The 11,688-nt window shown below is 40.9% G+C and carries 9 protein-coding genes; 1 reads left to right on the forward strand and 8 read right to left on the reverse strand.

From position 1 onward, the window contains the following. Nucleotides 1-23 precede the first annotated feature (23 nt). Nucleotides 24-842 (reverse strand): SDR family NAD(P)-dependent oxidoreductase, encoded by an 819-nt coding sequence (locus ACVW0P_RS17725; RefSeq protein ID WP_457133242.1) that lies wholly within the window; start codon nucleotides 840-842, stop codon nucleotides 24-26. A 180-nt stretch (nucleotides 843-1,022) separates the two neighbouring features. Between ACVW0P_RS17725 and ACVW0P_RS17730 the strand changes: the two genes are divergently transcribed. Then, nucleotides 1,023-1,868 carry a hypothetical protein gene (locus tag ACVW0P_RS17730; protein ID WP_457133243.1) on the forward strand — a complete coding sequence of 282 codons (846 nt, stop codon included), beginning with the start codon at nucleotides 1,023-1,025 and terminating at the stop codon, nucleotides 1,866-1,868. A 36-nt stretch (nucleotides 1,869-1,904) separates the two neighbouring features. On the opposite strand, the gene ACVW0P_RS17735 is transcribed toward ACVW0P_RS17730, so the two are convergent. From ACVW0P_RS17735 to ACVW0P_RS17765, 7 genes are all read right to left on the reverse strand, one after another. Beyond that, nucleotides 1,905-3,611 (reverse strand): ATP-binding protein, encoded by a 1,707-nt coding sequence (locus ACVW0P_RS17735; RefSeq protein ID WP_457133244.1) that lies wholly within the window; start codon nucleotides 3,609-3,611, stop codon nucleotides 1,905-1,907. Between the two features lie 2 nt (nucleotides 3,612-3,613). Beyond that, the gene (locus ACVW0P_RS17740; protein ID WP_457133245.1) at nucleotides 3,614-4,744 is read right to left on the reverse strand and encodes a sensor protein KdpD; all 1,131 of its coding nucleotides are present in this window, start codon (nucleotides 4,742-4,744) and stop codon (nucleotides 3,614-3,616) included. Between the two features lie 60 nt (nucleotides 4,745-4,804). Then, a complete protein-coding gene (locus tag ACVW0P_RS17745) occupies nucleotides 4,805-5,371 on the reverse strand; it encodes a K(+)-transporting ATPase subunit C (RefSeq protein ID WP_457133246.1) in 567 nt (188 codons plus the stop codon). A gap of 16 nt (nucleotides 5,372-5,387) precedes the next feature. Next, nucleotides 5,388-7,418, reverse strand: a complete 2,031-nt coding sequence (kdpB, locus tag ACVW0P_RS17750; protein ID WP_457133247.1) for a potassium-transporting ATPase subunit KdpB — start codon at nucleotides 7,416-7,418, stop codon at nucleotides 5,388-5,390. A 17-nt stretch (nucleotides 7,419-7,435) separates the two neighbouring features. Continuing rightward, nucleotides 7,436-9,151 carry a potassium-transporting ATPase subunit KdpA gene (kdpA, locus tag ACVW0P_RS17755; RefSeq protein WP_457133248.1) on the reverse strand — a complete coding sequence of 572 codons (1,716 nt, stop codon included), beginning with the start codon at nucleotides 9,149-9,151 and terminating at the stop codon, nucleotides 7,436-7,438. 3 nt (nucleotides 9,152-9,154) lie between these two features. Continuing rightward, nucleotides 9,155-9,232, reverse strand: a complete 78-nt coding sequence (gene kdpF, locus ACVW0P_RS17760) for a K(+)-transporting ATPase subunit F (RefSeq protein WP_169611101.1) — start codon at nucleotides 9,230-9,232, stop codon at nucleotides 9,155-9,157. A gap of 282 nt (nucleotides 9,233-9,514) precedes the next feature. Beyond that, the gene (locus tag ACVW0P_RS17765; protein ID WP_457133249.1) at nucleotides 9,515-10,855 is read right to left on the reverse strand and encodes a sigma-54-dependent transcriptional regulator; all 1,341 of its coding nucleotides are present in this window, start codon (nucleotides 10,853-10,855) and stop codon (nucleotides 9,515-9,517) included. Between the last annotated feature and the right edge of the window lie 833 nt (nucleotides 10,856-11,688).

The following is an 11,688-nucleotide window of genomic DNA, read 5'->3' on the forward strand; positions in this document are numbered from 1 at the left end:
TGGCTCAATATTTATATGATTAATTAATGACCGTGGGCATCGGCAGAAACCTCTTTCCAGGTTTCAAACTCCGCTAAACGATCAGCATAAACCTGTTTAACACCGGCATACGCTATTTTACCTAACAGGAAGTGTAGCGGTGGGTTTTCGCTGTCAATTAAAGCAAGTACCGCAGGTGTAGTTGCATCCGGGTTACCCCAGCTATCCGGCGTAGCAGCTTCAAAAAAGGCCTTCTTAATAGGTGCGTAAGTTTCTGTAGCCTCTGTTTGGAATGCAGAAGCGCCCGACCAATCTGTAGAGAAGCCGTTGGGTTCAATTAAACTTACATTTATGCCAAAGCCTTTAACTTCGGATGCCAATGTTTCGCTTAAACCGTTAACTGCATATTTTGATGCATTGTAAAGGCCCAGTACAGGCAATGTAACCAAGCCCAAAAAGCTTGATACCTGTATAATATGCCCGCTTTTTTGCTCCCTCATTATTGGCACAACTGCCTGCGTTAGCCAAAGCAAACCAAAAAAGTTGGTTTCCATTTGTGAACGGGCTTGCTGTTCGGTAGTTTCTTCAATAGCCCCAAATAAGCCAAAGCCTGCATTATTTATCAATACATCTATACGGCCAAAGTGGTCTTTTACCTGCTTAACCTCTGCAAAGCCAGCTTCTCTGTCATTTACATCCAGTTGAACAGGTAACACGGCATCGCCGTAAGCCGCTACCAAGTCGTTTAAATCGGCCAGGTTCCTGGCGGTTGCTGCAACTTTATCGCCACGTTCTAAAAGGGCCTTTGCCCAAATTTTGCCAAAGCCACGAGAGGCGCCGGTAATTAAAATTATTTTTGACATTTTTTTTCTTTGTTAATTGTTAAACAAAGGTATCGGCACGCCATCACTTAGGTTTATACAAAACACGGCAGTATTAGCACATTTCCAAGATGCATGAGATGGTGAACGACAAATTAAATACCATTTACATAATTTGTCTTTTTATCCTAATTTAAGCACCTGAATAAATACAGAAGGCATATGTCAAATACCGAATCACCATTATCTCCGGACGTTTCATTTTTTACAAATTGCTACGAGGGTGATTGGAAACGCGTATTATTAGAAAATCGATTAGAATTGATGATACAGCGCTGTAATGTACGTTTTAAGGAAAAAGTGTTGATCATAAATAACGTTTATGACCGTGACCTTGTAACTAAACACGCACAACAAGCTGTAGAAAATAAAATAATAGATGCTTACTATTTCAGTGAAGATTATGCCGACCAGATCCTACCGACATTCTCAATTACCCGCAAAAGCTTTTACCGGGGCAATTATGATGGTTATTGGTATAGTATGGGGCCTTTAAGTGCGGTTTACTTTTGCAAAAGTAAGTACCTGCTTTACTTTACGTGCGACTGTATTTTACCCGAAAACAGTACCTCTAACTGGATAAACAGCGCTATTGACAAGTTCAATGCCGATAGTACTGTATTGATAGCGAACCCTGTATGGAATAATAACGTTGAGGAGGCCCGAACAGAAAGTTTTAAAGAAGAAGATAATTGGTTTTATAGCCTTTCTTTTTCAGATCAATGCTTTTTAGTTGAAACAGCGCGACTGTATGGTGATGTGTATAATTTCTACCATCAACTGTCAGAACGGTTTCCACTATATGCAGGCAATTTATTTGAGAAGCGCGTAGATAGCTTCATAAACAGCCAGCAATTGACCCGTATAACCAGTAACCATGCGTATTATATACATGAGAAGCTTATCAATCAGGACTTTGTAGCAAGTGATAATAATCAACCTGCTAAAAAGGGATTGAAGATGATGATAGGTGGAGTTTTACATAAAATAAGAAAATTTATTGGATAGTGCTAATAAGCAGATAATCGCAATAAAAACGAGTAATTACTCTACCGGCAGCAAAAATCTAAACGTACTCCCATCACCCAGTTCACTTTCTACACTAATTTTTCCAGCTTGTGCTTCTATAAAATCTTTGGCTATTGCCAATCCCAAGCCAGTGCCTGTTTGTTCGCCGGTTGCACCCGGGATTTTAAAATAGCGGTCAAATATCCTGGCCAAGTATATTTTCTCAATCCCCTGCCCATGGTCCTGAACAGAAAACTCTATCATGTCCTTTTTCAGTTTCTTTACTAACAATTCAACTTCCCCGTTTTCGCGGCTGTATTTTATAGCGTTAGATAACAAGTTAATAAGCACCCAGGTAGATTTATCCAGATCTGCCCTTACATTTGGCAAAATATCATTACAGTTCACCTTTATGCTCACATGGCGCTGATCGGCAATAGACTTGACCGCTTTAACAGCGTATTCAACAATATTTTTTGGATGCGTACTTCCAAAATTGAGTTGAATTTTGCCGGTCTCTAACTGCCCCATATCCAATAACTCCCCGGTTATTTGTAATAAACGTTTGGTATCATCCTCTATATTCTCTAATAAGGAACGCTGTTCGGCATTTACCTCGCCAACACGTATATCCTCCAATAACTTCAAACTCATTTTTATAGATGATATTGGCGTTTTTAATTCATGAGAAATGGTCGCTATAAAATTGGTTTTTGCTTCGTCCAGTTGCTGGAATTCGGTAATGTTTTTTAGGATGATAACCTTTCCTAAAAATTTCCTTTCGTTTGTTACATCCAAAACCTCTTTAGTAAAAAAACCTTCTTTACCATCTGCAAAGATCTTCATTTTCACGGTATTGGTTGCCATGATGTTGCGCAGCAAGTCGTTTTCTTTTGCGACATGATGTGCAAGCTTATTAAGCAATTTACCCTTCGGGATTCCGATAAGGCTACAGGCTATATCGTTTACGAAAATAATACTTTGCTTATCGTCTAAACCGATCAGCGCGTCATGCATCGAGTTAATGATCGTTTCAATTCGTGTTTTTTCAAACAACAGCTCTGCCAGGTTACTGGTTTCATACTCGCTTAATTTTGAGGCCATTTGGTTAAAGGCGTCCGCTAAATCACCATACTCGTCCTTTGAATTGAATACCAAACGCCTGTTGTAGTTTTTATTAGCGATGGCCAGCATACTGGTAGTTAGTTCGCGGATCGGCGTTGCTATATAACCCGGGAAATTTACCATAAAACTAAAAGCCACCAAAAAACAGAATGTACCGATAAAAGCGATCAAAATAAGCGCGTTTTTAGAAGTATTATTGGCCTTATTGTCTTTTATTTGAATGGCATTCATATTTAAAGTATTGATCTCATCCATCAAATTCCGGAGTTGCAGGCTTATCGCAGATCGTTTCTCCTGGTTTGGAGTGGCAAGTTGATATTGCACAAATAAAGACTGCAAAGAATCCGTCAAAACACGTTCGCCATTTTCGGTAATATTACGCTGCTGCGCCGAAATATTGGTTTGAATATCTTTGAGCCTGTTCGGATATTTGCTATCCGGCGCATCCAGTAGCTTATTAATGTTTTTTGTGTAGGTAAGCGTATGATAATTGTCTTTTAATATTTCCCTGGTATCGTTTGATAATTGCTGCAGATAGAAAATAGCAAGCCCTGAACATAGTAAAGCCAACAAAAATAAAAAGCTGATACCAGCGCGGAGTTTATTTTTAATGCTCATGATTACGATAGTATAACAATGTCGATGTGTGTTTTTGACATCTTATTTAACAATTGGGTAAACACAGCCGTTTTTAAAATTAACTGATAAAACTTAAATTGAGGTTTACCTAAACATATGGTGGTAATGTTATGCGTTTCGGCGGTTTCCCAAATAGTTTTAGCGACATGATTGCTCTTAACCTTTAATAACTCGCCGCCTAATTGTGTAGCCAGCTTAAAGTTATTGATTAAATGCCGCTGCGCCGCCAAATTTATCTTGTCGCTGCTTTCGTTATCTTTCTGCACATACAGAACATACCATTTTGAATGATAGTAAGAAGCAAGCCGGGCCGTTTTTCGGATAATTACTTTAGCGGTTTCTTCGTTAGTACTAATACAAGCCATAAACAGTTCTGGCCGCAATTTAAAGTTCTTAGGTATTTCAATGCTTATCTTTCGTTCAACCTGGTGAGCTACTTCTTTTAAAGCCAGCTCGCGTAATTGTAAAATGCGTTCCGACTGAAAAAAGTTATTCAGCGCGGTGGGCACTTTTTTAATGTCGTATATCTTACCGGCTTTTAACCTGTCTATCAACTCATCAGCCGTCAGGTCAATATTAACCACTTCATCGGCCATTTGTAACACACGGTCGGGCACGCGCTCGGTAATGGCTACCCCTGTTATGGCTTCGACCTCGTCATTGAGGCTTTCTATATGCTGGATGTTAACGGCGCTAATTACATTTATACCGGCGTTTAATATCTCTATCACATCCTGCCAGCGTTTCTCGTTACTGCTGCCCCCTATATTAGTATGTGCCAGTTCGTCAACAATTACCACATCCGGGTGGTTGTTGATGATCTCCTTCAGGTTCATTTCTTCCAGTTCCTTGCCTTTATAAAAAAGTTTACGGCGTGGAATCACGGGTAGATCCTGTAATTGAGCTTCAGTTTCAAAACGTTTATGGGTTTCAATATAGCCTATTTTTACATCAATACCATTACGGAGTAAAGCGCGGGCCTCCACCAGCATCCGGTAGGTTTTGCCCACACCGGCACTCATCCCGATGTATATTTTAAATTTTCCCCTTTTTGACCGCTTGATCAACTCCAGGAAATGCTCAACTGACCGGTCTTTATCGCTGTCGCCCATTTTGTAATTTAATAAGGAGGTATTTAAAGCTGGCAATATTATTTTTATAAACGCGTGTATTTATTTTTTAAGCTGATCTAAGGCGACATTTAGTTTTAATACATTGATCTTTGATGGGCCAAACATACCCCACAGGGGCTTTTCGGTATGTTCGTTAACTAAAGTGGTGATCTCATCAGCAGGGAGGTTGCGTATTTTTGCGATACGGGCAACCTGTACATGCGCCGCGGTTGGGGACAAATCGGGATCTAAACCACTACCTGAAGCTGTAACTAACTCGGCGGGTATTGCTTCGCGTTTAATATCGGGGTTGTGCTTTGCAAACGTATCGATACGTGCTTGAACATCTTTTAGATAGTCGGGATTATTAGGGCCTTTATTTGAACCCGCCGAGCCATCTGCATGGTAATCAACGGCAGAGGGACGTGTAGAAAAATATTCGTCCTTGGTGAATTTTTGACCTACGTTGGCATAACCAACTACTTTACCGTTCAACACAACGGTAACACCATTGCCATCACCGGGGGTTAACTTGCCTATGGCGGATATAAATAATGGGTATAAACCTCCTAATAATACGATCAGTATAACTGTGATTTTCAGGGATGGCAAAAAATAAGTTTTCATAATTTGAATGTTAGTATTAGATAAATAATGCTACAGTGAGATCTATAAGTTTTATTCCGATAAAAGGAATAAGGATACCGCCTAAACCGTAGATGAAGAGATTGCGGCGCAACAATGCACTGGCTCCAATGGGCTTATATTCAACCCCCCTTAGTGCCAGCGGAATAAGCATGGGTATGATCAACGCGTTAAAAATAACAGCAGAAAGTATGGCCGACTGCGGGCTGTGCAATCCCATGATATTTAGGGTTTTTAAAGCAGGTGTCGATACCATAAATAGAGCCGGAACAATGGCGAAGTATTTTGCTACATCATTGGCTATAGAGAACGTGGTTAATGTACCACGCGTCATCAGCAACTGTTTGCCAATCTCTACGATCTCGATCAGTTTGGTTGGATCATTATCCAGGTCTACCATATTACCCGCCTCTTTGGCGGCTTGCGTGCCGCTGTTCATGGCTACGCCAACATCAGCCTGGGCAAGTGCCGGGGCATCGTTGGTACCGTCGCCCATCATAGCTACCAGTTTACCATCTTGCTGCTCCAGTTTAATGTAGTTCATTTTATCCTCGGGTTTGGCCTCGGCAATAAAATCATCAACGCCCGCCTTTTCGGCAATAAACCGGGCAGTAAGCGGGTTATCACCCGTTACCATTACCGTTTTTACGCCCATCCTGCGCAGGCGCTCAAAACGCTCGGCTATGCCGGGTTTAATAATGTCCTGCAGTTCTATTACACCTAATATTTGTTCGTTTTCAGAAACTACCAGGGGTGTACCACCTTTAGAAGATATTACACGAACTTGCTCAGCAGTTTCGGCAGGAAAAACGTTTCCGGCTTTTTCAGCTATATTACGAATAGAGTCAAATGCTCCTTTCCGGATGCGTAAGCCATCAGGCGTATCCAAGCCGCTTGAACGGGTTTCGGCAGTAAATTTGATGAACACCGAATTTTTAGGTGCCACAACCGATAGTATATTTTTCGAGGTCTCGGCAAGTTCAACTATTGATTTGCCTTCCGGGGTTTCATCAGCCAGTGAACTTAATATGCAGGCTTTGCTAAACGCGATTTCGTTAACACCATTTGCCGGATAAAAATTGGTCGCCTTCCTGTTACCGATGGTAATTGTTCCTGTTTTATCTAATAACAGTGTATCTAAATCGCCGGCGGTTTCTACCGCTTTACCTGATTTTGTTATCACGTTGGCACGTAACGCCCTATCCATACCCGCAATACCAATGGCAGATAAAAGGCCGCCGATAGTTGTAGGTATCAAGCAAACAAAGAGCGAGATGAATGCAGCTATGCTAATTGGCGTATTGGCATAACTGGCAAAGGGTTGTAAGGTAACGCAAACAATAACGAAGATCAGCGTAAAGCCGGCTAATAAAATTGTAAGGGCAATTTCGTTTGGTGTTTTTTGGCGCGATGCTCCTTCAACCAGCGCTATCATTTTATCCAGAAAGCTTTCGCCGGGCTGGGTAGTTACCCTTACTTTTATGCGGTCTGACAATACTTTGGTACCCCCGGTTACGGATGATTTATCACCACCCGACTCGCGTATTACCGGGGCTGATTCGCCGGTAATTGCTGACTCATCGATAGTAGCTATACCTTCGATGATCTCGCCATCAGTAGGGATGTTATCGCCGGTTTCGCAAATAAACACGTCGCCTTTTCTTAACTGGGAAGACATTACCTGCGTTTCTTTACCATTCACCAACAAACGGGCAGGTGTTTCTTCGCGGGTTTTTCGCAAACTTTCGGCCTGGGCCTTTCCCCTGGCTTCGGCAATAGCTTCGGCAAAATTGGCAAACAATACAGTAAGCAGTAATACTATAAAGATAGAAAGGTTGTAACCAAAGCTCCCCTGGCCCTTATTAACTACCGAGTATAAGGTTACAAACAGCATCACTAAAGTACCAACCTCTACTGTAAACATTACCGGGTTGCGCACTAATATTCGGGGATCCAGTTTGATAAGAGATTGCTTGAAAGCCTCCCTTACCTGATCGCCCTGGAACAATGTATTTTGATTTAATTTCATTTTCTTTAGATCTAAAATTATTTAACGGAAACATGCTCGGCTATAGGGCCTAATGCCAGCGCCGGGAAAAATGATAGTGCAGCAACAATAAAGATCACGGCAAATATCATGATGCCAAATGTGACGCTGTCACTTTTCAATGTACCGGCAGATTGCGGAATGAACTTTTTATTAGCCAATAAACCGGCAATAGCAAGTGGCCCGATGATTGGTAAAAATCTACTGATAAACATTACAACCCCCGACCCAATATTCCAAAATATCGTGTTATCGGCTAAACCTTCGTAACCGGAACCGTTATTGGCGGCGCTGGATGTGAATTGATAAAGCATTTCGGAAAAGCCGTGAAACGACGGGTTAGCCAGCCATGTTCCCGGTTTAACCGCCCAACCCGCATTAGGATAATGAACAAGTAAGTATGATGCCGTGGCTGTACTTACCAAGATCATAAATGGGTGCAAAAGTGCTATCAGGGATGCGATTTTCATTTCCCGGGTTTCTATCTTCCTGCCCATAAATTCGGGGGTTCGCCCAACCATCAACCCGGAGATAAATACCGCGATGATGATAAAAATGTAAAAATTCAGATACCCTACGCCAATACCTCCATAAAACGCGTTGATCATCATATCAAACATCTGGCATACACCGGTTATGGGCATCATGCTATCATGCATGGCGTTAACAGATCCGTTGGAGGTAGCGGTGGTGCATATGCCCCAATAGGCGGATGCGATAGCGCCAAAGCGTACTTCTTTACCTTCCATGGCGCCACCACGTTGATCGATACCCATATTTGTTATAGCAGGGCTGCCTTTCAGCTCGGCATTAATAGACGGAATAAGCATTATGAAAAAGCCTGCCGCCATCACACCAAATATCACCCATGATAGTTTTCTTCTTTTTAAGTAAAAACCTAATGAAAACACCAACGCTATAGGTATTAACGTGATGCTGATGTTCTCTACCATGTTGGTCAGGTAATTTGGATTCTCTAAAGGGTGTGAAGAATTGGCACCAAACCAACCGCCGCCATTTGTCCCTACCTGTTTAATGGCAATCATGGCGGCAGCCGGGCCGCGAGATACCCGCGCTGTATCACCCTGTAAAGTTATAAGGGTATCTTTCCCCTTATAACTGGTTGGCGTACCGTTAAATGAAAGGATAATAGCTACCACGATACTTATAGGTAATAACACCCTTGTTATGCTCTTTAAAAAGAAATCCCAAAAGTTGCCCAACTTATCGGTCACCTTATCTTTCATTGCTTTAAATACTACCATCATGGCTGCAAAGCCGGTGGCCGCGCTTACAAAGTGCAAAAAGGTAAATACAAATAACTGCGTGTAATAGGTAGCGCCGGTCTCGCCCGAATAATCCTGCAAATTGGTGTTGGTTATAAAACTTATCGCCGTGTTAAATGCCAGGTCTGGCGTTTGATTTGGGTTACCGTCTGGATTTAAAGGCAAATGATTTTGAAACAGCAGGCAGAAAAAAGCATAGAACAACCAAAGCGAATTTATGGTGAGCAACGCTTTAAGGTGCTGTTTCCAGTTCATTTCCTTTTCAGCATTAATCCCGCTTAATTTAAAGATGAAGCGCTCCGGCGAGGCCATAAAATTAAGCCATGTGCTTTCGCCGTTAAATATTTTTGCAATGTACCTGCCAAGAGGGATGGCTAAAAGGATGGTGATCACGTACATGACCACTACTCCGGATAATTCGGTGTTCATAGTTTAAAATTTTTCGGGTTTAAGCAGTACATAAACCATGTAAATAAACACGGCAATTGCAACGATGAATAATGCGATCATGATTAGATGGTTTCGAAGTAGTTAACGGTTTTAAAAAGCAGCCAAAAGAAGGCGATAAAGACAAGCACATAGGCTATTGTTAGTATTACATCCATGATGTTTAATTAATTTACAAGGCGCTTTACCAAAGAGGTGCCACAAAAACGGCGGTTCAATTAGTTTCCTATAAATCAACACATTAACACTTAATTCTTGCGCCCCAAAATAAAAGACATAAAAAAAACCCTTCCAATTTGGAAGGGTTTTTTCATATCGGTAATGAAACAAAGCCAATTTTGAGGATTATTCTTTGCCTAACTGGTACTCGTCGATCTTCCGGTAAAGTGTCGTCAGCCCTATATCTAAAAGGCGTGCGGTTTCTGCTTTATTTCCTTTGGTAAAATGCAACATCTTATTGATGTGGTTTTTTTCGATAGCAGCGAGTGTATAAGATGAGGCGGTTGCTTCTACGTCATCATAAAAATTCAGCGGGAGTAAATCAGGCGTCAGTATGGCACCGTCGCAAATTATTACTGCACGTTCTATAATGTTTTTTAACTCCCTGATATTCCCTTTCCAATTATGTTTTTCCAGTCGGTGCAAAAAATCCGGATTTATATCATTGATCCTCTGCCCTACCTTCCGGGTGTACTCTTTCAGGTAGTGCTTAGCTAATAAGCCGATGTCATCTTTACGTTCATTCAGCGATGGCAGGTTGATCTGAAAAACAGATAAGCGATAAAACAGATCTTCCCTGAAATGGCCACTTTTAATTTCTGTCTCCAGTTTTCTGTTGGTAGCGGCAATTATCCTCACGTTTACTTTAGTTGTTTTTGTATCACCAACCTTAATAAATTCCCCCTGTTCTATAACCCGCAATATCTTTGCTTGCAGGTCTATATTCATTTCGCCTATTTCATCCAGAAAAAGAGTTCCGTTATCGGCTTCTTCAAACAAGCCTTTTTTATCTTTGGCGGCACCCGTAAATGCACCGGCCTTATAGCCGAATAGTTCACTTTCCAATAGTTCCTTACTAAACGAGCTACAATTTACAGCTACAAAGTTTAGGTTTTTCCGGGCGCTGTTATAATGGATAGCGTTTGCGAAGACCTCTTTACCTGTGCCTGTTTCTCCTAATAATAAAACAGTAGTATCAGTTACGGAAACTCTTTTTGCAAGGTCGATAGCCGCGGCTATTGCTTTTGAATGCCCGATGATTCCCTCGAACGTAAATTGCTTAACAATTTTTCTCTGAAGTTGAAAGAGCTGTAATTGTAATTTTGCCTTATCTATTGCCTTGCTCAGCATCGGCAATATCTTGTCGTTATCGTCTCCTTTGGTTATATAATCAAAAGCGCCGTTTTTAATAGCCAATACACCATCGGCAATGGTGCCAAAAGCCGTTAAGTTGATCACTTCAACGTATGGTTTTTTATCCTTGATCTGTTTAACCAGTTCCACACCATTTATATCAGGTAATTTAACATCGCTGATAACGGCCAGGATGTCTTCCTGCGTTAATAATTTAAGGCCTTCTTTGCCCGTGTATGCCTGAAAAACTTTATATCCTTCCAGCTCAATAATCCGGGTAAGCAGGCCGTTTAATTTTTTCTCATCGTCAACAATGAGTATCCTTTGTTGCATTTTATAAAATTATATTTTTTTTCTGCCAAAGTTGCCTAAAACCAGTATCGCCAGAGATTACGATAGCGTCAACAATGGTAGTGTTTATAAACTCCAGTTTATTGTTGGCAGGCGTCTGGTCTCCGTTGTAACTTTCAAATACGTATTGGAAATAACTTTATTAAATGCGGCAGTCAATGTAATATAAGATTACATGCCCCGTTGGATGATGCCGCTTTGCTCATTGAACTGGCGAAACAATAATAAGATTTTTGGGCAAAAAAAAAGCCCCGCGAACGTGCGGGGCTTTGCTCCCCAGACTGGACAGAATTCGAACCAATTGGTGAAACAGTTGAAAGTTTTAAACGAATTATAATTGCTTAGATAGGGAGATGATTTAGCAATGCGGGCATGAAAACGCGAGGAAAACATTGGCAACAATCTGTATCAAAAAATAAATCAGTTCGGTTTTAAAAAAAGAAATAGGCTTTTTTCTGAAAAGGCATTGATATAATACCACAAAAATAAAAGTTACGAATAATGGTAAATTGATGAAATTAAAATAAAATAAAAATATACCTACAGATTGATAGTATCCTCCTCCGAATAGAGCGACTATCCCCGTCAGAACACACAACACCGCTGTTATTATAAACACAATCCGTAAAGTAATTTTATATGTTTCCATTTTTAAAACACGCTGTATTCTGCCCACCGTCGGGGTATCACTGCATCTCAAATTTATCAGATATTACTTCATGAGTAGTCCTGAAATAGGTTGACTGTTTTTGATTACACAAACATTGATAAAAAAGCTCAAACATTCACCAAAGATGTTTGAGCTTTTTTGTTGT

The sequence above is a fragment of the Mucilaginibacter sp. UYNi724 genome, from assembly GCF_054057495.1.

Excerpts from the sequence above, each read along its gene's own strand:
- ACVW0P_RS17725 (WP_457133242.1), bottom strand. The coding sequence starts at position 842 with ATGTCAAAAATAATTTTAATTACCGGCGCCTCTCGTGGCTTTGGCAAA.
- ACVW0P_RS17730 (WP_457133243.1), top strand. The coding sequence starts at position 1,023 with ATGTCAAATACCGAATCACCATTATCTCCGGACGTTTCATTTTTTACA.
- ACVW0P_RS17735 (WP_457133244.1), bottom strand. The coding sequence starts at position 3,611 with ATGAGCATTAAAAATAAACTCCGCGCTGGTATCAGCTTTTTATTTTTG.
- ACVW0P_RS17740 (WP_457133245.1), bottom strand. The coding sequence starts at position 4,744 with ATGGGCGACAGCGATAAAGACCGGTCAGTTGAGCATTTCCTGGAGTTG.
- ACVW0P_RS17745 (WP_457133246.1), bottom strand. The coding sequence starts at position 5,371 with ATGAAAACTTATTTTTTGCCATCCCTGAAAATCACAGTTATACTGATC.
- kdpB (WP_457133247.1), bottom strand. The coding sequence starts at position 7,418 with ATGAAATTAAATCAAAATACATTGTTCCAGGGCGATCAGGTAAGGGAG.
- kdpA (WP_457133248.1), bottom strand. The coding sequence starts at position 9,151 with ATGAACACCGAATTATCCGGAGTAGTGGTCATGTACGTGATCACCATC.
- kdpF (WP_169611101.1), bottom strand. The coding sequence starts at position 9,232 with ATGATCGCATTATTCATCGTTGCAATTGCCGTGTTTATTTACATGGTT.
- ACVW0P_RS17765 (WP_457133249.1), bottom strand. The coding sequence starts at position 10,855 with ATGCAACAAAGGATACTCATTGTTGACGATGAGAAAAAATTAAACGGC.